The organism is Arenimonas alkanexedens (assembly GCF_054781355.1).
The window spans coordinates 13,549-39,263 of sequence record NZ_BAAGUO010000001.1 but is presented as its reverse complement, the minus strand read 5'-3'; the positions used below and the strand labels follow the sequence as shown (position 1 = coordinate 39,263).

Genomic DNA, 25,715 nt, shown 5'->3' with positions numbered 1-25,715 from the left:
CCCGGCGCGGCCTGCGCGCCTTCGCCCGCCGCCCGGTCAGTCGCCGGGCTGCGGGTAGCGATCGATGCCGCGGCGCGCCTTTGCTTCCGCCACCTTGCGGCGCACGTCGGCCAGCAGCGCCGGCGCATCGAACACCAGGCCGCCCTTGATCGTATAGCGCACGCCGCCAACCCGGTGCGGCCGGCCGTCCTCACCCAGACGGATGTGGCCGTTGCCGTAAAGCACCTTCAGGTTCGCCAGCGGGTTCTCGGACAGCACTACCAGGTCGGCCAGCTTGCCGGCCTCGACCGAGCCGATGCGATCGTCGGCGCCCAGCACCTCCGCGCCCGACAAGGTGGCGGCACGGATCACTTCGAGCGGGTGGAAGCCGGCCTCGCGCAGCATCTCCAGCTCCTCGATGGTGCCGAAGCCATAGGTCTTGTAGATGTAGCCCGAATCGCTGCCGACGGTGACGCGCCCGCCGCGGTTTTTGTAATCGTTCACGAAGGCCATCCAGCGCCGGTAGTTGTCGCGCCAGCTCACCTCTTCTTCCGTGCCCCAGTCGAAGAAGAAGCTGCCGTGGTTGCCGCGGTTGGGCGTGAAGAAATCCCACAGCGCCGGATGCGTGTAGTCGTCATGCCAGTCGGCGCGGCGGGCGCGCATCAGGTCGCGGCTGGCGGCATAGATGTTGAAGGTCGGGTCGATCGTGAAGTCCAGCGCCAGCAGCTCCTTGATCACCGCCTCATAGCGCTCGCTGCCCTTCTCGCTGGCCTGGGCCCATAGCTTGCCAGCCTCGCCAAAGCGATCCTGCTCGTCCAGATAGTTGTAGTCCGCCGGGTACTGCTGCACGGTCTGGCCGTCGAACAGCGCCTCGGGCAGGCCGTACCAGTGCTCCATCGTGGTCAGGCCCCAGCGCGCGGTGGTGAGCACGTTCACCCGCGCCACGTCGAGCTGGGCGTGGTGGCAGGCGCTGCCCATGCCCTGCCGGGTCAGCTCGTCGAACACCGCCTCGAGGATATCGGGGCGAAAGCCGAAGCACTTCATGCCCAGCGCGCCGCGCGCCTTCATGTCGCGCACCCACTGCCGGCCCTGCTCGGGCGTAGTGATTGGCGTCTCGCGGCCCTGCCCGAAGAACGCGTAGGGGAACAGACGCGGCGCGGTGATGGCATTGCGCTCGCTGCGCTGCTGCTCCGACACGCACCAGTCGATGCCGTTGCCGCAGCCGGGGTCGCGCACCGAAGTGATGCCGTGGCCAAGCCAAAGCTTGTAGACATACTCGGCGTCCACGCCCTGCTCCTCGCCGCCGATATGGCCATGCAGGTCGACGATGCCCGGCATCACGAACTGGCCCGTCAGATCGATCTCGCGGCCGCCGGCCTTGAGTACCGGGCGGCCCTTGGGGTCGATGGGCGTGTTGGCGCTGCCGACAATGCGCACCTCGCGGATGCGGTCGCCTTCGATGACGATATCCACCGGCCCGTAGGCCGGAGCGCCGGTGCCGGTGATCACGGTGGCGCCGCGAAGGATCAGCTGGGGATAGGGGCCTTCACCCTCGGAACGCGGCGGTGCGGCAGGAATGGCGGCGTAGGCCGGCATCGCGGTGAGCAGGATGAGGATGAACAGCAGGCGTGTCATGGCATGTCCTGGGCTGGCAGCGGCGGTGACGCGGGAGGAGAATCCCGCCATGCGTCGTTACTTGATCGCCAGCTTAGCGAGTTTGCTTGCCTTCGTCGGGCCGTCCGCGGCCGGGGAAATGACGGTGTACCGCTGCCAGGACGCGGCGGGCCGCATCACCCTGCAGGACGAGCCCTGCCCCGGCGACCAGCAGCAGTCGACGCGCAGTATGGTTCGCCCACGCGATCCACCGCCGGCCGCGCCTGCGCCTCCCGCCCGCGATCCCAAGCCGGTGGACACGCCGCCCGTTACCGAAGCCGGTCAGTGGCTGCCCTACCCGCCACCCCCGTTGTTCCAGTGCACTGATTTCGACGGCAGCGTGCGCTTCAGCGAGGACTACCGTCCCAATACGCGCTGCGTGCCGCTGCCGGTGCTGGGCTACGACGTGCGCGGCTCCAGCGCCGCCGCCGGCAGCTGTCGTTGGGTCACCGAGTCCTGCCTGCGGCTCGATGACGACAGCGCCTGCGAGCAGTTCAAGCGCATGCTCAAAACAGCCCGCTCGGACGCGCTGCACGCCTTCAGCGACACCGCCGCCTACCGCAAGTCCGAACTGCAGCGCATCGACGCCATCGTCTCCGAATCCTGCCGTTGATGCTGTAGGAGGGCCTTCAGGCCCGAAGCTTCTGGCCGAAAAGCTTCGGGCCTGAAGGCCCTCCTACAACAGGCCTCAGAAGCCGTAGCGCAGGAAGCCGCCGTCCACGCCGATGCATTCGCCGGTGATGTAGCTGGCGGCGGGCAGGCAGAGGAAGGTGACGGCCGCGGCCACTTCCTCCGGCTCGCCGACGCGTCCCATCGGCGTGCGATCAATGACTTCATCGAGATAGTCGGGATTGGCCAGCTTCACCGAGGTGCGGCGGGTGCGGATGTACCAGGGCGCCACCGAATTCACGCGCACGCCGTCCTCCGCCCACTCGCAGGCCAGGTTGCGGGTCAGCTGGTGCAGGGCAGCCTTGCTCATGCCGTAGGGCGCGCCGGTGCGCACGTGGGTCAGGCCGGACACCGAGCCCACGTTTACGATCGCCGATGCCGCATGCTGGCTCAGCAGCGGGAAGGCGAAGCGACTGAGTTCAAAGGCCGAGAACAGGTTCGTCTCGAAAATCTGCCGCCACTCCTCATCGGCGTAGTCGATGCTGGCCCGGCTGGTATTGGTACCGGCATTGTTGACCAGCAGCTGCAGGCCCTCACCCAGATCCTCGACCCAGTCGAAAATCTCGCGGCGCTGCTCGGGGTCGGAAACGTCGGCCGGGAACGCGCGCACGCGGGCCTGCGGGAATTCATCCTCAAGTTCAGCGCGGGTGGCCTCCAGCGAGGTTTCATCGCGCGCCACCAACAGCAGGTCGGCACCCGCGCCCAAGAGTTCGGCGGCGATGGCGCGGCCAATGCCGGCGCTGGCGCCGGTTACCAGCGCCACCTGTCCATCCAGTCGCCAACGATTGATCGTCATCGGATCCTCCTTGCGCCCGGGGGTAGGATACCGGGCAAGCCACCTGATGGAGCAATCCCATGCGCCTGGTCCTTATTTTCGCCGCCGTGCTGCTGGCCAGCGCCTGCGACGCGCCGACGCCCGATCCCGCCCCGGACGCGCTGCCCGAACCGCAGGCGCAGCACACTGAACTTCGCGACGCGATCCAGGCGCCGCTCGACAAGGCCCGCGCGGTCGAAGACACCCAAGCCGCGGACGAGGCCGAGCGCCAGCGCGTGCTGGAGGAAGCCGGCGGCTGAAACGACGACGCCCGGGCAAGCCCGGGCGTCGCGACAACTTTTTTCAGCCGGCCTCAGTAGGCGCAGAGGCAATGCGCCACGGCGCGGAACGGCGAGCGTCCCTTGCGATCAAGCCAAGCCAGTTCGCGCTCGGCGGTGGCCAGGGTCTCGCGGTCAAGCATCAGCGGGGTCGGCGCCAGCACGCGCAGCAGGCCCTCGGTGCGCGAGTTCTTGCCCATGTTGACGACGAACTGCTCGAACGGCGTCAGCGGCTTTTCGATGTAGGTCACGCCGTAGCTACCCGCTTCAAGCTTGGCCAGCTCGGCGGCCGCGTCCAGCGCCACCTGGAAGCCACCCAGTTCGTCCACCAGACCACGGTCCTTGGCCTGCGCGCCGCTCCAGACGCGACCGCGTGCATGGACGTCGATTTCGGCCGGGGTGCTGTCACGCGCGGCCGCCACCTTGCCGATGAAATCGGCATAGCCGCGGTCGATCACCGACTGGATCAGCACGCCCACGTTCGGATCCAGCGGGCGGGTCGGGTCGAAGGCACCGGCCAGCGGCGTCGTGCCGACGCCGTCGGTGCTCACGCCAATCTTCTCGAGCACGCGCGGCACCGTCATCCACAGCCCGAAGATGCCGATCGAGCCGGTGATGGTGGATTCGTCGGCGTAGATGCGATCGGCGTTCATCGAGATCCAGTAGCCGCCGGACGCGGCGACGTTGGCCATCGAAACGACGACAGGCTTGCCGGCGGCCTGCACCAGCTCCACCTCGCGGCGGATCTGCTCGGACGGGAACACGCCACCACCGGGCGAATCCACGCGCAGCAGGACGGCCTTGACGTTGTCGTCCTCGCGCGCGGCGCGCAGCAGCGCCGCGGTGGACTCACCGCCCACCGTGCCCGGCGGCTGCTGGCCGCTGGTGATCTCACCCTGCGCCACCACCACGGCCACCTTCGGCTGCTGGTGGGTGACCAGGTGCGGGCGATTGATCTGCATCAGATAGCCGCCCAGGTCGATCTGGCGGAAGGTCTGGGTGGTGTCGTCCAGGACACCGCGTTCGACCAGCATCTGCTCGAACTCATGGCCGGTGCGAAGCCCGTCCACCAGCTTCTCGTCCAGCGCCAGCTGGCCGAGGTTGCCCGATACCGCCTGCACCCGGGCCGGCAGCTCGTTGATCATCGCGTGCAGCGCCACGGCCTCGACCTTGCGCGCCTGCGCGATGTCGTCCACGAAGCGCTGCCAGACGTCGTTCATCCAATACAGATCGGCCTCGCGCGACTCGGGCGATGCGGCGTCGAGCACGTAGGGTTCAGCCGCAGACTTGTACTCGCCGACCTTGAACAGGTGCACGTCCACGCCGAGCTTGTCCTGCAGGCCTTCGCGGTAGTACATGCGATAGCGGCCGAAGCCCTCGAGCAGCACCCCGCCCTGCGGATCCAGATAGATCTCGTCGGCCTGTGCGGCGACGTAGTACTGGCGCTGCTCCATGTCGGTGCCGTAGGCCACGACCTGCTTGCCGGAAGCGCGGAACTCACGCAGCGCGGCCGCCAGGTCGCGCATGCTGGCGAAGCCCGCGCTGGAAAAACCGTCGGTCATCAGGACGATGCGGTTGATCCGGTCGTCGGTACGCGCCGCTTCGATCGCCTGAAGCAGGTCGCGCAGCTGGATCTCGGGCCGGGACTGCCCGGTCGCGCGGCTGATCACCCGATCCACCGGCGCCGAGGTGAACTGCTCCACCAGGCTGCCTTCGAGATTGAGCACCAGCGCGGTGTCTTCGCTCATCGGCTGGACGCCGGGACTGGCCACTACGGCCAGCAGCAGCACGAACGCAAACAGCAGGAACAACAGGAAGAAGATGTTGAACACGAGCTGCTGGGTGAAGGTGAGGACACTCCAGATCCCGCGGAAGAACCCACGGATCGGGCCGCGCTTGGCTTCGGACATTTCAGGACTCCACTTGACGACGGTCCAGCATACGCAGCCGGGGTGAAGGCCGCATGCGTCTTAGGTCACCCGTATCGGCGGCAGCGGGCGATTCGCCAGCCGCCAGAAGCGCCAGCCCAACAGGCAGGCCGCGACGCTCAGGCCCAAGATCAGTCCCGTCCACAGCCCGGGCGCGCCCTGGCCCTTCACCAGCCCCAGCCAGTAGCCCAGCGGCAGGCCCACGCCCCAGTAAGCCAGCACCGTGACGAACATGGGCACGCGGGTGTCTTTGAGGCCGCGCAGCGCACCGGCCGACATCGCCTGCAGGCCGTCCGGATACTGGAACACGGCGGCGTAGGCCATCAGCAGGGCCGCCAGCGCGATCACGGCCGCGTCCTGGGTGAACAGGCCGGCCAGGAACACCCCCGCGAACACCAGCACGATCGCCGACACCGTCTGCGCCAGCATCGCCAGGCTGTAGCCGGCGGCCGCGGACCAGCGCACCGCCGAGGCATCGCCCGCGCCCACCGCATGGCCCACGCGCACCGTGGTGGCCATCGCGATGCCCAGGGGCACCATGAAGAACAGGCTGGCCATGAGGATGGCGATCTGGTGGGCGGCGATCTGCACCATGCCCAGCTTGCCGATCAACAGCGCGGTGGCCACGAACAGGCTGCCTTCCATGAAGACCGAGACGCCCATGGGCAAGCCCAGGCGCAGCAGGTCGCGAATCGGCGCCCAGCGCGGCGGATCGAAGCGTGCGAACAGGCCCAGGTCGGCGAAGCGCGGCGAACGTCGCAGGTACGCGCCCAGTGCCGCGCACTGGCAGTACAGCGTGATGGCAACCGCATAGCCCAGGCCCGCCGCCCCCAGGCCCAGGCCGAACATCAGCGCCCAGCCCAACGGCGCCAGCAGCACCAGGCCGGCCAGACCGAACACCATCGCCGGCAGGGTCCAGGCCACGCCCTCGCTGAGGTTGCGCAGGCAGAAATACAGCGCCAGGCCCGGCGCGCCCCAGCTGATCGCGCGCAGGAAGGCGATCGCTTCCGGTCGCGCCTCGGCGGTGATGCCCATCGGCTCGAGCGCCAGCGCGCCGGCGCGGACGATGAAGAACAGGCCGACGCCCAGCGCCAGCGCCAGCCAGATCGCCTGCCGGAACACCGGCCCGATATCGGCGCGACGGCCGGCGCCGTTGAGCTGGGCGACCGTGGGCGGCACCGCCATCAGCACGCCGATACTGACCAGGATCACCACCGACCACACCGCACTGCCGATGCCGACCGCGGCCAGCGTGACCGGGCTGTGGCGACCGGCCAGCACGGTGTCGACGATGTTCATCGCCATGGACGAGATCTGCCCCAGGGCCAGTGGAAACGCCAGCACGAAGCTGACGCGCATCTCGCGCAGCAGGCGCGCGATGCGGGTTTCGGAATGACTCATGGGGCGATGCCGGAAAGCGGAGGACCGCTATATTAGCGGCTGCCGGCCCGGAAGCAGCGTCAGCGATTCAGGCGGGCGCGGACCAGGGCCTCGCGCGCTTCCGGCGTCGCTTCCACCAACTCACGGCGCAGGCTTTCGCGTTCATTGGCCGGCAGACGACGCGCCAGGATCGCCAGGTCGGCACGTGCGGCCGGCGTCAGTTCGCGCAGCAGTTCGCGCAAGGCGGTCCGCTCGCCCTCGGGCACGAAGGCGAACAGCGGCCGGAGTTCGGCAAAGCCCGCGCCTACGTCCGGCCCCAGCCACCAATCCTGGCGCTGGTCCGAGGGCAGCGCATCGAAAGCCGCACGCACGGCCTGCTGGCGCTCGGGCGACATCGCGGCCAGTCGCGTGCCCGCGGCGCGCACTTGTTCGCGCTCGCTGTCGGAGAGCGCCATCCAGGCCGCGAACGGGCCGCGGCGAGTCGCTTTCTCGATCGGCGGCAAGGCGTCCCAGGCCTGGATGCGCTGGCGCAGCGCATCGCGCGCCGCCGGATCGAGCGCCGACCAGTGCGCCGCGTTCGCACGCAGCCGCTGCTGGGTGTCCAGGTCCAGCGCCGGCCAGGCCGAGGCCAGCGGCGCCAGCAGCTGGCGCTCAGCCGGCGCCAGCGCGGAGAAGGCGAGCAGCGGGCCCATGGCCACCAGCAGGGCCAGGCCGAGTACGCGGGCGATTGGCTCAGGGCGCATCGGCGGTCTCGTCGCTGGCGGTGGACGGGTCCGGGTCGGCATCGGCCGGCATGGCCTCCAGCGCCTCGTCGGCTTCGCCCGACGCCAGCCAGCTCAGCAGCGCCAGGTCAGCGGCGATGGCTTCATCGGCCGGCGCGGCGATCTGTGCGTAGTCGGGATGGGTCACCAGGTCGGCGTCGCTGCCGGCAGGCACCGCAGCGGACCCGACCTCGGCCGGCAGGGCCTGGGTGCCGCCCGGCATCAGCGGCGGTCGGCTAGACCAGAAGGTCGCCGCGAACGCGAGCGCCAGCAGAAGCAACAAGCCCCAGGCCAAGCGTCCGCGCCAGGACGAGGTCGAAGGCTCGGCCGCGGCGACCGGCTCCGGCGCGTCCTGCAGCACGCGGGTGCGCAGTTCGGCGAGCGCCTCCGCACGCTCGGCCGGCAAGGTTTTGACCTGGCGGTGCAGGCGCTCGCGCAGCGCGCCCAGCGCGGCGTAGCTCACGCCGGCGTCGCCCAGCTGCTGGAGCGCGCGCTGCAGCGCAAAGCGATAGGTTGGCTCGCTGACGCCCAGCACCGAGGCGGCGTGGACGAAGTCCAGCCCGGCCACGATGCGCAACAGCAGCGCCGCACGCGGACCGGATCCGAGGCTGCCCAACTCGGGGATATCGCTGTCGCCTTCGGCGAGCTCAGCCTGGGCCAGCAGCAGCGCCCAGAAGGCCGCCGGCCAGGTCGACAGCGGGCTGTGTGCCGAAACCTCGCGGAACGCCCGCATGGCGCGCCCCAGGATCTCCTGGGCCTGCTCGTCCTGCTGGCACTGGACCTGCACGAAGACAAACGCCCGACGCTCGATGCCGCGCAGGAACGCGGACAGGGCGGAGGAGGCAGGGGGGCTGACGGCGGGGAGTGAGGGGGTGGAGGGCACGGGTCATTCTAGCTAACCCGTCACAGTTCGAAGCGGTTGACAGCGTGAAAAATCCTGCTCCATCAAGCCCCGCGCGGCTTCCGGCGTGAAACGTTGTGCACAGCGCCAACGCCGGCCCCCGTCGAGGCCCCTGAAGCCCTGTGAAGGTCCCAATGATGGATTTGTGATTAACTTAACTCATTGATTAATAACAACTATGACGCCTTGGTTAAAAAATCGCCAACCCGGCTCAAGCGCCCTTGCCACCGGGGGTGCGCATGTCTCCCCGGAAGCTCTTCCACAGACTTATCCACATGTGGTGTGGATAAGGGAGATTCGGTTTCCTGAACAGTGGCTTAGGGCTGCTTTCTGATGCATCTGACAGCAATAGTGCGCAAGTTGGGTACGAACCCTTCCTACCGAGCCCTCAGGCTAGACTGAAGCCATGCCGTCCGAACCCGAAACCGTGCTGCGAATCGCCCTGCCGGTGCCGCTGCCGCGCCTGTTCGACTATCGACCGCCGGCCGGCACGCAGGCCGATGCCGGATGGATCGGCTGCCGGGTTCGGGTGCCCTTCGGACGTGGCGACGGTGAACAGATCGGGGTCGTGGTGGGCATTGGTCCGCCCGAGGGCAGTGGCGAAGGCCTCAAGCCGGTCCGGGAGCGCCTGGACGCCCATCCGCTGCTGGTCGGAGAACTGTTCGAAAGCCTGCGCTGGCTGGCCGCCTACTACCACGCCCCCTTGGGCGAGGTGCTGGCGACCGCCCTGCCCGGCCCCCTGCGCGCCGGCCAACCCCTGCCCGAGACCGCCCGCCACGGCTGGTGCCTCACCGATGCCGGCCAGACGGCCGCCGCCGCGCCCGGCCGCGACGGCAAGCCGCGAAGACTGCTGCTTCAGCTCGCCACCCGCGCATTGGGCGAAGACCAGCTCGACCAGACCGCCGACGGCTGGCGCGGCCCGGTCCGCGCCTTGGCCGAGCGCGGCCTGGCCGAGCGGATCGTGCTGGCCGGCCGGCCGGAGCCGACGCCCCAGGCGCCAGGCCCCAGCCTGATGCCAGCCCAGGCTCAGGCGCTGGCCAGCCTGCGCGAAGGCGAAGGGTTCCGCCCCTGCCTGCTCGAAGGCGTCACCGGCAGCGGCAAGACCGAGGTCTATCTGCAGGCGATCGCCGACTGCCTGGCCGCGGGCAAGCAGGCACTGGTGCTGGTGCCCGAGATCGGCCTGACGCCGCAGGTGCTGGCACGCTTCCGCAGCCGCCTGGGCGTGCCGGTGCTGGCAAGCCACTCTGGCCTGGCCGACGGCGAACGTGCGCGCGCCTGGACCGCCATGCTGCGCGGCGAAGCGCGCGTGCTGGTCGGCACCCGTTCGGCGGTGTTCTGCCCACTGCCTGAGGCCGGCCTGATCGTGGTGGACGAAGAACACGACGGGTCCTACAAACAGCAAGACGGTATCCGTTACCACGCCCGCGACCTGGCCATGGTGCGGGCCAGCAAGCTGGGCATCCCGGTGATCCTGGGCAGCGCCACGCCCTCGTTGGAAACCCTGCACAACACGCTTTCGGGCCGCTACCGGCACCTGCGTCTGGGCCAGCGCGCCGGCGGCGCGCGTCCGCCGACGGTGCGGGTGGTGGACATCCGCAAGCGGCCGCTGCGCAACGGCCTGTCGCAGGAGCTGCTGGAGGCGGTTGAACGCTGCCTGGCGCGCGGCGAGCAGGCGCTGGTGTTCAAGAACCGCCGCGGCTACGCCCCGGTGTTGCTGTGCCACGACTGTGGCTGGAGCGCCCACTGCAAACGCTGCGATGCCGCGATGACCGTTCACGCCAGCGGTCGTCGCCTGATCTGCCACCACTGCGGCGCCCGCGCCACGCCGCCCAATGCTTGCCCCGACTGCGCGAGCCTGGCGCTGCAGCCCCAGGGTGCCGGCACCGAACGCATCGAGGAAGCGCTGGCCGAACGTTTTCCCGACGCGCTGATGATCCGCGTGGATCGCGAAACCACGCGCCGGCGGGATGCCATCGAAAAGCACCTCGAGGTCTTCGGTGACCGGTCCGGCATCCTGGTTGGCACCCAAATGCTGGCGAAGGGACACGACCTGCCGCGGCTGACCCTGGTCGCCGTGGTCGGCGTGGACGAGGGCTTGTTCAGCGCCGACTTCCGCGCTGGCGAAAAGCTGGCCCAACTGCTGATCCAGGTCGCTGGCCGCGCCGGCCGCGCGCAATTGCCGGGCGAAGTGTTGCTGCAAACCCACCATCCCGACCACCCGCTGCTGGGCACCCTGCTCACCGGGGGCTACCCGGCGGTGGCCGCGCTGCAGCTGGCCGAACGCGAGGCCGCGCAGTTTCCGCCCTACGCCTATCTCGCGCTGCTGCGCGCCGAGGCACCGACCGAATCGGACATGCAGGGATTCCTGCGCGAGGCGAAGGACGCCTTCATCGCGCGCGAGGGTGTGCAGCTCAATGGCCCAATGCCCGCACCGATGGCGCGCCGTGCCGGCAAGGCCCGCGGCCAGATACTGATCGATGCCGGCCAGCGCGCCGCCCTGCACGCCGCGCTTCACGCCTGGCTGCCGCGCATCCAGGCGCTGAAGTCAGCGCGCAAGGTTCGCTGGTCGCTCGACGTCGACCCCACCGACCTGTACTGATCCGACCGCGCTAGCGCGGGATGGATTGCCGAAGCACGGCGTGCACGCGCAGGCCGGGGCTGAGCTGGCTGATCACCAGCCGCCCGCCCAGAGCCAGTACACGGTCCCTCAGGCCAGTGACGCCATTACCGGGGCGCAGCCCGGCGACGCGTCCGACGCCGTCGTCGCGGACATCGAGGAAGAGATACAAATGCTCGCCGCGCGCGCTCACCCGCAGCCGCAGAAGACAGTGGCGCGCATGGGCGTGTCGAACGATATTGGTGATTGTCTCCTGGGCGATGCGGAAAGCAGCGACGCGATGCACCAGATTGAGACTCGCCAGCAGCCGCGCATCGCCCTCGAGCCGGGTCTCGAACACCAGCCCGGAATCCTCCGCCAAACGGCGCAGGCTGCCGCGATCGATCGCACCGTAGAGGCCCAACTCGTCAAGCGCGGCGGGGCGCAGCGCATCGAGCACCCGGCTGATGTTGGTCTGCATCAACTTGGTAATTTCCAACAGGCGATCCGTCACACCGGCGCGGCCCGCCGCCGCCAGGTCGGGGGCCGACAGCTTCAGGTGGGTCTGCAGGGCCGCCAGGTTCTGTCCGAACTCATCGTGCAGCTCACCCGCCAGGCGCTGGCGTTCGCGCTGCTCGACATTGAGGTTGCGGATCGCGGCGTCGTGCAGCTCTTCGGCCAGGCGCAGCTGGCGATGCTTGGCCTGCGCCAGCTCGGTCGCCTGCCGGCGCAGGCCGTCCACCGTGGCGCCGAACATCAGCGCCATCGCGCCCGCGATCGCGATAAACAGCTGCAGCCAAACCGGCCACTGCGCCGCGAAACCCAGATGGTCCTCGATCGCGATCATGGCGCTGGCCGCGAGCAGTGAAAGCGCCGCACCGCGCCAACCGTGGCGCACCGAGAACACCACCACGGCCACCAGCACCAGCATCCGCAGCAATTCGGCCAGGGCCGTTGAGTCATTCGCCACCGCCACCAGCGCCAGCAGCAGAAAGAACACCGGCGCCAGCACCATCGCCTCGCCCAAGATGCGGCGCGTGCCGGCATGATGCCGCGGCTCGACGTACCAGGCGCCCAGCGGCACCACCAGCAGCACGCCGACGAAGTGGCCGAGCAGGCTCTTGACGAAGAAGAAGCTCAGCAGCGAGGCATCGCTGCCCAGCCGGACGGTATTGACCAGCATGGACAGCCGGATGTCACTGACCTTGTCCTCGTTGAGCACATAGCCCAGGTCCTTGGCCGCCAGCAGGGTCGCCGCCACCAGCGCCGCCAGCAGGAAGCGCTGGACGCCTTCGACCCCCGCCAAGCTGATCGGCCGGATCGCGGCGCGGCTCAGCAGGGCCACGCCTGCAATCACCAAAAGGGGTTCGGCCAGGTTGCCCAGCACGAAGGACAGGCCGTCGTGCCAGTAGCGCAAGAAGCCGCCGTCAACGTCGTTGCGCCAACCAATCAGGATGCCGTTGAGGCAGCGCACCGTGATCGCGGCCAGGGCAATGGCGGGCCATTGGCGCGACGGCACCAGCCACAGGGCCAGGAACAGCAGCCCGGTCGCCACGTGCCAATGCAGGAATCCGACGACCAGCAGCGCCCAATAGCCCAGCCCGAAGGCCAGCGCGCCCCGCCAGGCGGGCCAGGAGGCGATTCCAGGTTCGGGAGAGGGAGCAGCCAGATGCACCCGGGGATTGTCCGTACGTAATCGGGTCCCTTACAAGGACTGCCTTCCAGCTAAGAAAAAATCTCAGGCGCCGGGCCGCATGGGGCCAGGAACTGTCAGACTCGGCGCCATGATCCGAGTTCTTCTGATTGACGACCATGCCATCGTCCGCGAGGGCTTCAAGCGCCTGATCGAGAGCTCGCCGGGCTTCCTGGTCGTCGCCGAGGCGCGCAATGCCGACGAAGCGCTGTCGGCGCTTGAGCAGGTTTCGGCCGACATCGCCGTGGTGGACATCAGCCTGGGCGACGGCGCCAGCAGCGGCCTGGACCTGATCGCCCTGCTGCGCGACCTCATGCACAGCCTGCGCTGCGTGGTGCTGAGCATGCACGACGATTCCGGCCTGGTGCTGCGCGCACTCGAGCAGGGCGCGCGCGGCTATTTCACCAAGGCCGTGGCGGCCGACGAGTTGCTCGACGGCCTGCGTCGCATCGCCGCCGGTGAAGTGGTGCTGAGCTCGGACCTGGCGCCGCCGGTTTCCAATCCCGCGCCGCTACTGACCCCGCGCGAGCGCGCGACCCTGCGCGGCCTGCTGTCGGACCGTGCGCCAAAAGCGATCGCCTACGACCTGGGCATCAGCGACAAGACGCTGTACCGGCACCGCGCGAACCTGATGGAAAAGCTTGGCGCGCGCAACACGAGCGAGCTGGCGCGCATTGCCCGCGAACGCGGCCTGCTGGCCGAACTGGCCTGAATCCAGAAACGAAGACGGCCCCTTGCGGGGCCGTCATGCAGACATTGGGCGCACGATTCAGGCCGCGAACAGCGCCCGCATCTTCTTGAGCGCATTGGCCTCAACCTGCCGAATGCGCTCGGCGCTGACGCCGTACTCGTCCGCCAGCTCCTGCAGCGTCGCCTTGGGCTCGCCCAGGAAGCGGCGTTTGAGGATGTCGCGCGAGCGCTGGTCCAGGCCGGAAAGGCCGTCGCGCAGCAGCTCGAGCTGGTCGTCCTCGTGGCTGGCGCGCTCATAGGCCATGGCCGGATCGTCGCTGCCGTCACGCAGGTAGGCGACCGGCGACGGCGGGGCGTCTTCGTTGTCGTCCGGCGCGTCGAAGCCGATGTCGCGACCGCTCAGGCGCGACTCCATCTCCAGCACTTCGCGCTTGGAGACATTGAGGTCCTTGGCCACCGCGGTGACTTCAGCGTCATTCATCCAGCCCAGGCGCTTCTTGGACTTGCGCAGGTTGAAGAACAGCTTGCGCTGCGCCTTGGTGGTGGCGACCTTGACGATGCGCCAGTTGCGCAGGATGAATTCATGCATCTCGGCGCGCACCCAGTGCACGGCGAAGGACACCAGGCGCACGCCCTGGTCGGGGTCGAAGCGCTTGACCGCCTTCATCAGGCCGATGTTGCCTTCCTGGATCAGGTCGCCCATGCCCAGGCCGTAGCCCTGGTAGCCGCGCGCGACGTGCACGACGAAGCGCAGGTGCGAGACGACCATCGCCTTGGCGGCGTCGAGGTTTTCTTCGTCGCGGAAGCTGCGCGCCAAATCCTGCTCCTGCTCGACGGTAAGCACGGGCACGCGGTTGACCGCGGAAATGTAGGCGTCCAACGAACCGAGCGCACTCGGGATCGGCAGGTTGTTCGCGATCAGGGCGGTAGTGGTCATGCGTTCCTCATTCATGGGCCAGAGTTTAGCACTCGGCCTGTTGGAGTGCTGAATAGGCCAAAAGTTCCCTGTCCGTTCCATGAATGGAACAGCCATTCCCCTGGCGACAGGCATGTTCTGGGGGCTGCACGCTGCGGTTCAAGGGCGTCCCCACCGGTGCCCGGCCTAGCGAAGTGCGGCCAGGCGCGCCTCAACCTCATCCCGGGGCGGCAGCGCCCACTGGATCGGCGCGAGGCCGGCGCCCTGCAGCCAGCGATTGGCCTTGCCGAAGTGGCCGCAGCCCAGGAAGCCCCGGTAGGCCGAAAGCGGCGAAGGATGCGGCGCCCGCAGCATGCAGTGCCTGCGCGCATCCACCAGCTTGCCCTTGGCCTGGGCGTAGCTGCCCCAGAGCATGAACACCAGCCCCTCCCTCTCCCGGTCCAGGGCCTGGACGATGGCGTCGGTGAAGCCTTCCCAGCCCTTGCCCTGGTGCGAACCGGCCCGGCCCTCTTCGACCGTCAGCACCGCATTGAGCAGCAGCACGCCCTGCCCGGCCCAGCTGAGCAGGCAGCCATGCTCGGCCGGCGGGATGCCCAGGTCGGTCTTTAGTTCCTTGTAGATGCTCTGCAGCGAGGGCGGCACCGGCACCCCGGGCAACACCGAGAAACACAGCCCGTGGGCCTGACCTGCGCCGTGGTAGGGGTCCTGCCCCAGGATGACGACCTTGACCTGGTCGAAGGGCGTGGCGTCGAGCGCCGAGAATATGCGCGGACCGGGCGGAAAAATGACCTTGCCCCGCGACTTTTCCTGACGCAGGAAAGCGCCGAGCTCGCGCATGTCGGGCCGCTGCAGGTAGTCGCCAACCCGTTGCTTCCAGGAGGGCTCGAGCCGGATCCGGTCCTCGTCAGCCACCGCTTACTTCTTGGCGATTTTGTCGCGGAGCATGCGTCCAACGCGCAGCTGGAACAACAGCTTGGTCACCAGCAGGCGCTCTTCGATCGGCTTTTGCACCAGATCGTTGGCGCCTTCGCGCAGCAGGTCGCTCTGGTTGGCCGGATTGGCGTCACCGGTCATCACCAGCACCGGCAGCATGCCCTTGGCGTAGGCGAATTCGTGGCGGATCGAGTGCAGCAGGTCCTTGCCGGTCAGCTCGCCTTTCAAATAGACGTCGGTGAGCACGACATCGGGACCCGGCAGCCGGCCCTGGGCCCGGGCGGTTTCGAGGTGGGCGATGGCGTCCTCGACGCCGGTGGCGTGAATGACGGTCAGGCCGTGCTTCTCAAGCATGCGACGGGTGGCCATGGCCACGACCCGGCTGTCTTCGACGTAGAGCACTTCGCCGCCGGACTCGGACTCGGGAGCCACATAGCCCTTGATGAAGGCGGCCAGCGCGTTGAAGCCGAGCGCCTTGTCGAAATAGTCGGTGACGTCGTCGCTGATCGAGCGGCTTTCGAGACGCTCCTGCACGTCGCCGGAGACCACGATGATCGGGATATAGGCCTGCGGCGTGTGCTCGCGCAGGTAGCGGGCCAGGTCCAGGCCGTCCATGTCGGGCAGGCGCAGGGCCGTCGTCACCAGGTTCACGGCGCCGGCCTGCAGGGCGGCCTTGGCCTCCTCACCGGTTTCGCAGCCGACGAATTCCATGTCCGGCAGCTGCTGGCGAAGCACGCCTTCGATCATTTTGCGCACGACTTTAGAGCCGTCCACGACCATGATGCGCGGCGAGGTGGTTTCGAAGCTGCGGAAGCTGGGGTTGCTCATAATCAGACGTCCACCGGACGGGTCCGACGTAGATGATGCCCGGTTGCGAGCCATGCGCCCAGCCACCCCATCAAGGCCGAGCCTGCGAGCAGCGCCAGGCTGCCGCGCCAGCCGGGCCCGGCAAGGTCAAACTGGCTGCCGTAACTGGCCACCAGCGCCGACAGCCGGCCCTGCATCAGCAGGCCCGCCAGCACCAGCAAGGCGCCGGCCAGCAGGCCCGCGGCCAGCCCGTACCAGGCACCGAGATAAAGGAAGGGGCGCCGGACGAACGCGTCGGTAGCGCCCAGATGCTGGAGCACGGCGATTTCCTCGCTGCGGGCGCCGATATCGAGCCGCACGGTATTGCCGACCACCAGCAGCACGCCCAGGCCCAGCAGCACGGCCACGACCTGCACCAGTCGCTCGCCGAAGGCCAGCCAGGCCGACAGGCGCTGGCGCCAGGCCGCGTCGTGCTGCACCACTTCGGCCTGCGGCAGTTCGCGCAGGTCGGCCGCCAGCGTGTCGCCATCGTCGCGGGGCTGGACCACCAGCACGGTGGGCAGCGGATTCTCGTCCAGCACCTCGAGCGCGCCGGCCAGGTCGCTCATGGCGCGAAATTCAGCCAGGCCTTCCTCCGGGGTCCGCACCGTCACCGCGACCACATCGGGGCGGGCCCCGATGCCGGTCGCCAGGTCACGCGCCTGGGCGACGCTGATGTCGGCCTTTAGAAAGACGCCGATTTCGCGCGACTCGGAGACGCTGCCGGAGAAGCGCTCGATATTGCCCAGCGCCAGGCCCAAGCCCAGCGGCAGGGCCAGCGCGATCGCCATGACGCCCACGGTGAGGCCGGTGGCAACCGGGCGCTGGAGCAGGCGCCCCAGGCTGGAGACCAGCGAATAAAGATGCTGCTCGCGCCAGGCGCGAAGTCGGCTGCCGAGGCGGCCGGCCTTGACGCGTTCGGCGGCGGCGGGTTTGGCGGCGGGCTTGCTGGTCTTGGCCGTCACGCCGCCAGGTCCTCGGGTGAGATGTCGTCGGCCAGCTTGCCGTGGTCGAGCACCAGGACCCGGCGGCGCATGCGCTTGACCAGGGCGAGGTCGTGGCTGGCAACGATGACCGTGGTGCCCAGCGCCGGCAGCGAGGCGAACAGCTGCATGATCTCGGCGGCCAGCTGCGGGTCGAGGTTGCCGGTCGGTTCGTCGGCCACCAGCAGCTGCGGCTGCGCGACGATGGCGCGGGCGATGCCCACCCGCTGCTGTTCGCCGGTGGACAACTGCAGCGGCAGGGCGCGTTCGCGATCGCCCAGGCCGACCTTGTCGAGCACCGCGCGCACGCGCTTGCCAACCTCGGCGCCGGGCATGCCGGCGATCAGCAGCGGCAGCGCCACGTTGTCGAACACGCTGCGGTCGGTGAGCAGGCGATGGTCCTGGAACACCACGCCGACCCGGCGCCGGTGCAGCGGCACCTTGCCGCCGCGCACCTTGGCCAGGTTGCGTTCGTCCACCAGCACGGTGCCGCGACTGGGGCGTTCGGACAGGTGTATCAGCCGAAGCAGGGTGGACTTGCCGGCGCCTGAGTGGCCGGTGACGAAAAGCATCTCGCCCTCCTCCACCGCGAAGCTGACCTCGCTAAGCGCAGGCGCGCTGCCGGGATAGGCCTTGGTGACATTGTCGAAGCGAAGCAGGGCCATTCGAGTCGGGGGCGGCGGGGGACGCAGTCAATCTAGCAGACGGAATGTAGGAGGGCCTTCAGGCCCGAAGCTCTTCGCGAAAGGCTTCGGGCCTGAAGGCCCTCCTACAGGAGTTCGGCGCTTAGTGGCCGGTGGGCGGGGTGCGCTTCACCAAGGACTTCAGGCCGGCCTTGAGGCGACCCAGCAGCGACGGCTTCTCGCCGGCGGGGGCTTTCGCGGACGCGCCGTCCTGGCCTCGCTCGCTGCGCGGCTTGCCGCCTTCGACAGCCGCGGCATCCCCCACCGGGCGACCGCCGCGACGACGGCGACGCTTGCGCGCCGGCGCGTTCGGATCGACCTGCATCGGCGAGGACGGGGCCGGCCGCTGGGCCGGACGCTCGACGGCCGCGGGCTCGGTGCTGGCCTCAACCGGCGCCTCCGGCTTGCGCTCGCGCTGTGCGCCCGGACGCGGGCCGCTGCGCTCACGCGAACCGCCGCCGGAGCGACCGCCCTCGCGACTGCTGCCGCCGCTGCTGCTGCGACCGCCGCGACCGCGCTTCTCGTCCTCAGCGGCCTTGGCCTCGCGCACTTCGCGGAAAATGGCGCTGACGCTTTCGGCCTCACCCTCGTCCTCACCCTCGACCTTGGGACGGGGCGCGCGCGGTTTTGCGATGAGCAGCTCCTGCTCAACCGGGGCCACCGGCAGCTTCTGCTCGATGTAGGCCTCGATGTCGGGCAGGGACATCGCGTAGCGCTCGCAGGCGAAGCTGATCGCATCACCCTCGGCGCCCAGGCGCGCGGTGCGGCCGATGCGGTGCACGTAGTCCTCGGCATCGAAGGGCAGGTCGTAGTTGTAGACGTGCGAGACGCCGTCGATGTGCAGGCCGCGGGCGGCGACGTCGGTGGCCACCAGCAGGTCCAGCTGGCCCTTCTGGAAGCGCGCCAGCAGGGTTTCGCGCTTCTTCTGCGGCACGTCGCCGGAGAGCACGCCGACCCGGAAGCCAGCGCGCTCGAGCGCCTTGGCCACGCGCTCGACCCAGACCTTGGTGTTCACGAACACCATGGTGCGGTGGCCCTCGCTGCGGGTCAGCAGGCCGATCAGCAGCGGAATCTTTTCTTCGTCGGCCGGGAAATACACCAGCTGGCGAACCTTGGCATTGGTGATGAACTCGGTCTCGACCACGAGCTTCTCGGGCTCGTTCATATGCTCGTAGGCCAGCTCCAGCACGCGATGGCTGAGGGTGGCGGAGAACAGCAGGGTCTGGCGCTCGGTGCGGATCGGCATGCGCCGCAGCAGGAAGCGGATGTCCTTGATGAAGCCGAGGTCGAACATGCGGTCGGCCTCGTCGAGCACGCAGACCTCGCAGGCGTGCAGCGAGACGACCTTGTGCTGCTTGACGTAGTCGATCAGGCGACCCGGGGTGGCGATGATCACGTCCACGCCCTGCTGCAGCAGCTCGCGCTGCTTGTCGTAATCCACGCCGCCGTAGACCAGGGCGAAGCGCAGGCCCAGGTCGGAGCCCAGCTTGACGGCGTCCTTGTGGATCTGGATCGCCAGCTCGCGGGTCGGCGCCAGGATCAGGGCGCGCGGGTCTTCGGGCTTGCGGTCGGCCAGGGCCGGGCGGGTCAGCAGGCGGTTGATCAGCGCGACCAGGAAGGCCAGCGTCTTGCCGGTGCCGGTCTGGGCCTGGCCGGCGACGTCACGGCCGCCGAGCGCCAGCGGCAGGGTCAGGGCCTGGATCGGGGTGCAGCGGGTGAAGCCCGCGGATTCGAGGCCAGCCTGCAGGGCCGGGTGCAGCTCGAAACTCGAAAAAACGATATCAGTCAGTGGTTTGTCGGACATAGGACTCTCTGGAGGCGCGTCTCTGCGCTTGCGCGGCCTGTCCGGGAATCGCAAACTCGTGGCGTCCGGGGTGCCGCAGGCGGTTGTTTATCGTTCGAAAGCGCCCCAGTTTAACCCAAGGACAGCGGCAACCGGCCGCATCCCCCAAGAAAATCAGGAGTTTGAGGCATGAGTGACCAGGTTCTCCACGTGGACGACGCCGACTTCGATGCCAAGGTGCTCCAGTCCGACACCCCGGTGTTGGTCGACTTCTGGGCCGAATGGTGCGGCCCCTGCAAGATGATCGGTCCGATGGTGGACGAGTTGGCGGGCACCTACGCCGGCAAGGTCAAGGTCGTGAAGATCAACATCGACCACAACCCGCAGACGCCGCGTCAGTACGCCGTGCGCGGCATCCCGACCCTGATGATGTTCAAGGACGGCAAGGTGCACTCGACCCAGGTCGGCGCGGTCGGCAAGTCCCAGCTCGCCCAGTTCATGGACAAGGCGCTCTGAGCGCCCTCGCCCCGGCTCCGGCCGGGGCCACCGGTTCCGCACGGCTTGTCGCCGCGGGGCCGCCAGTGTTAGCGTAAGGTCGTCGTGGCGCTTCGGGCGCCCACTCTGAATTCTGCAAGAACCCCTCCCTCCCCCACGCTCGCTTTCGCGAGGTGAATCCTGTGTCCGATAACGAAAACGAATCCGGCCCCATCGCCGAGAAGCGCCCGCGCAAGCCGCGCAGCGCCCCCGCCCAGAACCCCGCTGAATCCGCACCCGCTGCGGCTCCCGAGCGCGCTCCCGCGCCGGCGCCGACATCCGGTGGCGGTGATGCCACGCCTGCCCCGAGCTCCGGCCAGGAGGGCGGCCAGCCGCGCTCCGGCGGTGGCCAGGACGGCGGCAGCCCAGGCGGCAACGCCGGCGGCGGCAATGAAGGCGGCGGCTCCGGCGGCAACGAAGGCGGCGGCCAGACCGGCGACGGCGGCTTCCGCGAAGGTCGCCGCAACCGCCGCGACCGCTTCCGCGACAAGCGCGACCGTCCCCGCGACCGTCCGCGCGACGGCGCCCCCGATGACGATGCCGGCAACGGTGGCGGCAACGGTGGCGGCGAGCGCAACGACCGCCCGATGCCGCAGCTGCCGCCCGACTTCCCGGTCTACAGCCTCAACGACCTCAAGCGGATGCCGGCGCACAAGCTGCTGGAAATCGCCGAAAAGCTGAACCTGCACGAGGGCGTCGCCCGGATGCGCAAGCAGGACGTCAACTTCGCCCTGCTCAAGGTGCTTACCCGCCACCCCGCGGGCGTCGAAGGCGACGGCGTGCTGGAAATCCTGCCCGACGGCTACGGCTTCCTGCGCTCTGACGATGCGAGCTACCTGGCCGGCCCGGATGACGTCTACATCTCGCCCAGCCAGATCCGCCGCTTCAACCTGCGCACCGGCGACCACATCGCCGGCCGCATCCGCAGCCCCAAGGACGGCGAGCGCTACGTGGCGCTCAACATCGTCGACACCATCAACGGCGAACCGCCGGAGGCGTCGAAGGGCAAGGTGCTGTTCGAGAACCTGACGCCGCTGTTCCCGCGCGAGCGCTTCCGTCTCGAGCGCGGCAACGGCTCGTCGGAAGACATCACGGGCCGCGTCATGGACCTGATGTCGCCGCTCGGCAAGGGCCAGCGCGCCCTGATCGTCTCGCCGCCCAAGGCCGGCAAGACGGTGCTGATGCAGAACGTCGCCCAGGCCATCATCCACAATCATCCGGATGTGCACCTGATCGTGCTGCTGATCGACGAGCGGCCCGAGGAAGTGACCGAGATGCAGCGCACCGTGCGCGGTGAAGTCATCTCGTCTACCTTCGACGAGCCGGCCGCGCGCCACGTGCAGGTCGCCGAGATGGTGATCGAGCGCGCCAAGCGCCTGGTCGAGCACAAGCGCGACGTGGTGATCATGCTCGACTCGATCACCCGCCTCGCCCGCGCCTACAACACCGTGGTGCCGAGCTCGGGCAAGGTGCTGACCGGCGGCGTGGACGCCAACGCGCTGCACCGCCCGAAGCGTTTCTTCGGCGCGGCCCGCAACGTCGAGGAAGGCGGCAGCCTGACCATCATCGCCACCGCGCTGGTCGAGACCGGCTCGAAGATGGACGAGGTGATCTACGAAGAGTTCAAGGGCACCGGCAACTCGGAAGTGCACCTGGACCGCCGCATCGCCGAGAAGCGCGTCTACCCGGCCATCAACATCAACCGCTCCGGCACCCGGCGCGAAGAGCTGCTGATCGAGCCGGACATGCTGCAGAAGATCTGGATCCTGCGGAAGCTGCTGCACCCGATGGACGAGCTGGCCGCGATGGAATTCCTGCTGGAAAAGATGAAGAACACCAAGTCAAACGACGAGTTCTTCAGTTCGATGAAGCGCTGAGCCCGGAATAATCCTGCCCACCGAGGCAGGTTCGAAAGCCCTGCTGGTGCCTTTATTTTCAAGGCCACTCAACCAGCAGGGTTTTTTGTGGGCGAAGCAGGCTGTTTCGGTTACGGGTCGCCAATCACTTGACCCGCCTCGACGGAAACTTCCCGGAAGCCGTCGCCGTCATGCAGCACGAACAGGGCATCCATTCCCCGCGATCTCGCCATTTCGACGCCCGCTTTTTCACCCAACACCAGCAATGCCGTCGCCCATGCGTCGGCCTGCATGCAGGTGGCCGCCACGACGCTGACGGAGGCGAGCCGGTTTGATACCGGTGCCCGCAAGGCACCGCTGAAGGTGTGCGCGAAGGCGCTGCCCTTGCGCTCAAGCCAGTGGCGGTAGTCGCCTGACGTGGCAATGGCGGCGTCGCGCAACGCCATGACTCCCATCACGTCACGCACGTGGCGAATGGGCTTTTCGATCGCAACCGCCCAGGGCACGCCATCGGGCTTGGCGTCGCGGGCACGCATTTCGCCATCAATACCCACCAGGTATCTGGTGATGCCAAGGGTGTCGAGGAAATGCGCCATTTGATCAACGCCATAGCCTTTCGCTATGCCCGAAAGATCCAGTGTGATCGGCGCCTGCTTGCGAACCCGGCAGCTGCGGGCATCGAGCTCCAGAATGTCCGTGGCCGGCTGGTAGGTGCGCCCTTCCAGATCGCGGATCCGCTGCTCGTCAACGCACCCTTTGCTGGCGCCGAAACCCCAGGCGCTAACCAAGTCGCCGACGCCGATATCGAATGCGCCGCGCGACTCGCGGCTGATGACCAATGCCGATTCCAACACGGTGAATAGCTGCTGCGGGACAGCCCGCCACAGATTTTCCGGCGCGGCGTTCAATTGGCTCAGGTCAGAGTCGGACTTCCAATTGGACATCTGCCGGTCCACTTCATCCACCGCGGCCAACAAACCCGCATTGACGGCCGTTTCATCGGTGCCCGAAGCAGCAAAAAAGACCGCGCTGTACCGGGCACCCATCGTCTGGCCATGCAGCTGGTAGCGCTTGAGCGCGGCGGCTTGCGCGTGTTCAGAAGGCATCTTCACGATATCGTCCCTGTCGCTTGAGCGTATTCACGTCCAGCCCGGCCGGAGCCAGTATCCGGTCCATTGCCTCCCTGATACTGGTCGCCATGGCGCGGCTGCCACACACCAGCACCTGTCCGCCGCTTTCAATCAGTTCGCGTATCTTCGTGGCGTTGTCCAGGACGCGCTCCTGAACATAGCCGCCTTGCTGGACGCGCGAAAAAACCGCGTGCAGTTCGGTTAGGCGGCCATCCGCAAGATACGTCCCCAGTTCCGGCTCATAGAGAAAATCAGAGGCGGGGTCTCGCCCGCCCCAAAACAGGTACATCGCATGCCGCCCGGTGTTGTTGCGGATGAACCCCGCCAAGGGGCCGATACCTGCGCCCGCGCCTACAAGGATGACCGGCGACGTGCCAGAGGCCGGGCGGAAGCCAGGATTAGGCTGGATGAACGCGTTGATGTGCTGGCCCGGCGCCAGACCATGCAGCATCTGTGAGCATAAACCGCCGGGCAGCTTGCGCACGCAAATCTCCATCACGCCGTCTTTCGAACCGCTGGCCAGCGAATAGAATCTGGGCGTCGTGCTCCCGGGCGGCACGATGCCCACCAGATCTCCGGCTTCGAAACGCGGCAGCCGGTTGAGGCCAATCCATTGGCGCAATCTCGCGGCACCCCCTTTGGCTGCGACAGGACCGAACCTCAGGATGCTGGTCGGCGCAAGCACCTGCGCGCCGTAGTCCGCCCGGCTGACCAGCTGCAGCGCCCGCGTGCGTGGAAAACGGGAGACGTGGACGAGTGCCAGGTCTTTTCCCATCCGCTTGCCCACCACGTCGCCCCAGCGCTCAAACTCCTGCGTGGATTTTCGGTCTACGGTGTGGATATCAAGCAGCGGCCGCCAGCCTCGCGCAAGCATCGCGCCCTGCACGTCCCTCGCGAACCGGCAGAACTGCGGGTACTGGCGATCACCAAAGCCAAGAACCGCGAAGCGCGGCTGCTGCTCGACGGAAAATCGGTCCAGACGCTCAAGGAATCGACTGGCGGAACTCGGTGCATCGCCGTCCCCGTATGTCGCGGTCAGGATGAACAGCTGACTCGCCTGGCGGTACCTGGAAGCCATCCGGTTCATGGGCGCGGTGTGCACACGCAGGCCCGCTTGACGCAAGGCGTCATGCAGGGTGTTGGCGAAACCCCATGTGCTGTTGCCTTCGCTGCCCACCAGGATGACGCAGTCAGCTGACTGTGGCGCTGTGTTGTGTTTAACGCGCGGGATGGACTGGTGGCGTTGCCACCAAATCTTGACCCCAGTCACCGCCATGAACGGGACGCTCAGTACGCTGAGCCCAAGCAGCAGACCCAACCACCACAAACCCTTGCCAGTGTGCAGCTGATAGATCCACTCGTACGCTTGCTGGACGCCGGAATGCGCTTGATAGGACACCACCCGTCCCGACGTCTGATCCACATAGGCTTCGCCCTTGGCCGTCAGCAAGGAGTAGAAATCATCGGGACTGCCGGGGCTGGGATACACCAGTTCACGCAAGTCATTGAGGTCGGTGGCACGAAGCGCGCTCAGGGTTCCGATCGACCCGGCCGGTCCCGTGGTACTCGCGCCGGGAAAGGGCAGTCCATCCTGCGTGCCGTCCGGCACCAGTCCGAAGGTAACCGCCGAAAGATAGATGCCGGTAGACGCAGAAAGCAGCAGCGCCGATACGGCGACCCTTCCCAGACGTGCGTGCCAGCGCTGGCCGAAATCGCCGCGCATGGGCCCCATGATGTGTCGCCACCCGCCTACTCGCTTTGCCAGGAGCATCAGGCCTGAGAAGCACAGGACCAGCATCGCCACCGCCGACAGGCCCGCCACGACTCGGCCGGGCGTGTCGGCCAGGAAAGAGCGATGCAGGTTCTTCACCCAACGATAAAAACCGGAAGGTGCATAAGCGCCGATACCTTGTCCCGTGGCGGGATCAATCCGCTCCGCACCCGCATGACCATTCTGGCTGTAGTAGACGACCACCGTGCCCGACGAAGAACGTTGAATCTGCTCGACGCCGGGAAAATGCGCGGCGACCCGCTCAGCCAGTAGGGCGACGCTGATCTCGCCGTCGGGAGGCACGGTGGTGCCAAGCCTTTCAATACCTGGCTCAAGCGAAAGAACGGCGCCACTGATCGCGAGGACCGCCAGCAGCAGCGCCGCGATCAAACCAGGAACTGAATGAATCCTGCGCAGCATGGTGCACCGTCCTTTGCCCAGCGGGGCAATCACATACCGTAGGTAAATGCCTGAACGTAGCCTCGCCCGGTCACGGCCTTGTCCGCGCCTGCGGTGCTTAGCGGCGTGCGCACATCGGAGGGGTTGTCGCGACCGTCTTCGACAGCGGAGTCGACGCGGATCTCGTAGCCCGCATCAATCAGGGCGTCGGCGATGTCCACGGTTATTTTCAGCGTTTCGCCGCTGCCGACGCTGGCACCGCTTATGCCGTCGTACTCACCTGGCCTTAGGCCACCCATCCGAGCCCAGTCACGCAGGTTCTTGTAGTACTTGGATTTCCTGCCTGACACCCACAGCGTTTCCTGATACTGGCCGGCCGCGTTGGTAAGGTAGATCGCCAGGTACGCGCCGTTCCCGCCGTAGCTCTTGAGATCGGTGGTCAGTGTGACGGGCCTTGCCTGGGCCAGCCCGGGCGCTGCGATGGCGCCCGCCATGCAGAGTGCGAACATCATTCTATTCATGGTCATTCTCCTGAAGGA

At 67.9% G+C, this 25,715-nt stretch carries 22 protein-coding genes; 6 read left to right on the top strand and 16 right to left on the bottom strand.

From position 1 onward, the window contains the following. Positions 1 to 36 precede the first annotated feature (36 nt). Positions 37 to 1,614, bottom strand: a complete 1,578-nt coding sequence (locus ACYVGY_RS00165; protein WP_460455467.1) for an amidohydrolase family protein — start codon at positions 1,612 to 1,614, stop codon at positions 37 to 39. Positions 1,615 to 1,663: 49 nt separating this feature from the next. Here ACYVGY_RS00165 and ACYVGY_RS00160 point away from each other — a divergent pair, with 49 nt between their 5' ends. Continuing rightward, positions 1,664 to 2,245: a DUF4124 domain-containing protein gene (locus ACYVGY_RS00160; protein WP_460455466.1), complete on the top strand. Its 582-nt coding sequence runs from the start codon at positions 1,664 to 1,666 to the stop codon at positions 2,243 to 2,245. Between the two features lie 75 nt (positions 2,246 to 2,320). Here the strand turns inward: ACYVGY_RS00160 and ACYVGY_RS00155 are convergent, their stop codons facing one another. Beyond that, complete coding sequence (locus ACYVGY_RS00155) at positions 2,321 to 3,097, bottom strand: SDR family oxidoreductase (RefSeq protein ID WP_460455465.1); 777 nt, start codon at positions 3,095 to 3,097, stop codon at positions 2,321 to 2,323. A gap of 59 nt (positions 3,098 to 3,156) precedes the next feature. Here ACYVGY_RS00155 and ACYVGY_RS00150 point away from each other — a divergent pair, with 59 nt between their 5' ends. Continuing rightward, complete coding sequence (locus ACYVGY_RS00150; RefSeq protein WP_460455464.1) at positions 3,157 to 3,375, top strand: hypothetical protein; 219 nt, start codon at positions 3,157 to 3,159, stop codon at positions 3,373 to 3,375. Between the two features lie 53 nt (positions 3,376 to 3,428). Here the strand turns inward: ACYVGY_RS00150 and sppA are convergent, their stop codons facing one another. From sppA to ACYVGY_RS00130, 4 genes are read right to left on the bottom strand one after another with little or no spacing between them, the layout of a single operon-like run. Then, positions 3,429 to 5,303: a signal peptide peptidase SppA gene (gene sppA / locus ACYVGY_RS00145; RefSeq protein ID WP_460455463.1), complete on the bottom strand. Its 1,875-nt coding sequence runs from the start codon at positions 5,301 to 5,303 to the stop codon at positions 3,429 to 3,431. Positions 5,304 to 5,363: 60 nt separating this feature from the next. Further along, positions 5,364 to 6,722: an MATE family efflux transporter gene (locus ACYVGY_RS00140; RefSeq protein ID WP_460455462.1), complete on the bottom strand. Its 1,359-nt coding sequence runs from the start codon at positions 6,720 to 6,722 to the stop codon at positions 5,364 to 5,366. Positions 6,723 to 6,781: 59 nt separating this feature from the next. Beyond that, positions 6,782 to 7,444, bottom strand: a complete 663-nt coding sequence (locus tag ACYVGY_RS00135; protein ID WP_460455461.1) for a DUF3106 domain-containing protein — start codon at positions 7,442 to 7,444, stop codon at positions 6,782 to 6,784. Beyond that, positions 7,434 to 8,345, bottom strand: a complete 912-nt coding sequence (locus ACYVGY_RS00130) for a hypothetical protein (protein WP_460455460.1) — start codon at positions 8,343 to 8,345, stop codon at positions 7,434 to 7,436. Before ACYVGY_RS00130 ends, ACYVGY_RS00135 begins: the two co-directional genes overlap by 11 nt. A 424-nt stretch (positions 8,346 to 8,769) precedes the next feature. On the opposite strand from ACYVGY_RS00130, the gene ACYVGY_RS00125 reads away from it, so the two are divergent. Then, positions 8,770 to 10,962, top strand: coding sequence for a primosomal protein N' (locus ACYVGY_RS00125; protein ID WP_460455459.1), 2,193 nt, complete (start codon positions 8,770 to 8,772; stop codon positions 10,960 to 10,962). A gap of 10 nt (positions 10,963 to 10,972) precedes the next feature. Here the strand turns inward: ACYVGY_RS00125 and ACYVGY_RS00120 are convergent, their stop codons facing one another. After that, positions 10,973 to 12,634, bottom strand: coding sequence for a histidine kinase (locus ACYVGY_RS00120; protein ID WP_460455458.1), 1,662 nt, complete (start codon positions 12,632 to 12,634; stop codon positions 10,973 to 10,975). A 109-nt stretch (positions 12,635 to 12,743) separates the two neighbouring features. Between ACYVGY_RS00120 and ACYVGY_RS00115 the strand changes: the two genes are divergently transcribed. Next, positions 12,744 to 13,364, top strand: coding sequence for a response regulator (locus ACYVGY_RS00115; protein ID WP_460455457.1), 621 nt, complete (start codon positions 12,744 to 12,746; stop codon positions 13,362 to 13,364). Positions 13,365 to 13,421: 57 nt separating this feature from the next. Here ACYVGY_RS00115 and rpoH read toward each other — a convergent pair whose 3' ends face one another. The 6 genes from rpoH to rhlB form a co-directional block, all read right to left on the bottom strand. Beyond that, entirely contained in the window at positions 13,422 to 14,279 is an 858-nt protein-coding gene (rpoH, locus tag ACYVGY_RS00110; protein ID WP_460455456.1) for an RNA polymerase sigma factor RpoH, read from the bottom strand. A 165-nt stretch (positions 14,280 to 14,444) separates the two neighbouring features. Continuing rightward, positions 14,445 to 15,170, bottom strand: coding sequence for a uracil-DNA glycosylase (ung, locus tag ACYVGY_RS00105; RefSeq protein ID WP_460455455.1), 726 nt, complete (start codon positions 15,168 to 15,170; stop codon positions 14,445 to 14,447). A gap of 3 nt (positions 15,171 to 15,173) precedes the next feature. Next, entirely contained in the window at positions 15,174 to 16,019 is an 846-nt protein-coding gene (locus ACYVGY_RS00100) for a response regulator (RefSeq protein WP_460455454.1), read from the bottom strand. Between the two features lie 2 nt (positions 16,020 to 16,021). Beyond that, positions 16,022 to 17,002 carry a permease-like cell division protein FtsX gene (gene ftsX / locus ACYVGY_RS00095; RefSeq protein WP_460455453.1) on the bottom strand — a complete coding sequence of 327 codons (981 nt, stop codon included), beginning with the start codon at positions 17,000 to 17,002 and terminating at the stop codon, positions 16,022 to 16,024. After that, positions 16,999 to 17,685: a cell division ATP-binding protein FtsE gene (ftsE, locus tag ACYVGY_RS00090; RefSeq protein WP_460455452.1), complete on the bottom strand. Its 687-nt coding sequence runs from the start codon at positions 17,683 to 17,685 to the stop codon at positions 16,999 to 17,001. Before ftsE ends, ftsX begins: the two co-directional genes overlap by 4 nt. Before the next feature lie 121 nt (positions 17,686 to 17,806). Beyond that, positions 17,807 to 19,507, bottom strand: coding sequence for an ATP-dependent RNA helicase RhlB (gene rhlB, locus ACYVGY_RS00085; RefSeq protein WP_460455451.1), 1,701 nt, complete (start codon positions 19,505 to 19,507; stop codon positions 17,807 to 17,809). Between the two features lie 168 nt (positions 19,508 to 19,675). Here rhlB and trxA point away from each other — a divergent pair, with 168 nt between their 5' ends. After that, entirely contained in the window at positions 19,676 to 20,002 is a 327-nt protein-coding gene (gene trxA, locus ACYVGY_RS00080) for a thioredoxin TrxA (RefSeq protein WP_460455450.1), read from the top strand. A 161-nt stretch (positions 20,003 to 20,163) separates the two neighbouring features. After that, positions 20,164 to 21,897 carry a transcription termination factor Rho gene (gene rho, locus ACYVGY_RS00075; protein WP_460455449.1) on the top strand — a complete coding sequence of 578 codons (1,734 nt, stop codon included), beginning with the start codon at positions 20,164 to 20,166 and terminating at the stop codon, positions 21,895 to 21,897. Positions 21,898 to 22,007: 110 nt separating this feature from the next. Here rho and ACYVGY_RS00070 read toward each other — a convergent pair whose 3' ends face one another. Genes ACYVGY_RS00070 through ACYVGY_RS00060 form a run of 3 tightly spaced genes read right to left on the bottom strand, consistent with a single transcriptional unit; the run spans position 22,008 to position 25,697 of the window. Beyond that, on the bottom strand, positions 22,008 to 22,982 hold the full coding sequence (locus ACYVGY_RS00070; protein WP_460456234.1) for an FAD:protein FMN transferase: 975 nt from the start codon (positions 22,980 to 22,982) through the stop codon (positions 22,008 to 22,010). Further along, positions 22,972 to 25,197, bottom strand: a complete 2,226-nt coding sequence (locus ACYVGY_RS00065; RefSeq protein WP_460455448.1) for a PepSY domain-containing protein — start codon at positions 25,195 to 25,197, stop codon at positions 22,972 to 22,974. The genes ACYVGY_RS00070 and ACYVGY_RS00065 overlap by 11 nt, the downstream gene beginning before the upstream one ends. A gap of 29 nt (positions 25,198 to 25,226) precedes the next feature. Further along, positions 25,227 to 25,697, bottom strand: a complete 471-nt coding sequence (locus ACYVGY_RS00060; RefSeq protein ID WP_460455447.1) for a DUF2271 domain-containing protein — start codon at positions 25,695 to 25,697, stop codon at positions 25,227 to 25,229. Between the last annotated feature and the right edge of the window lie 18 nt (positions 25,698 to 25,715).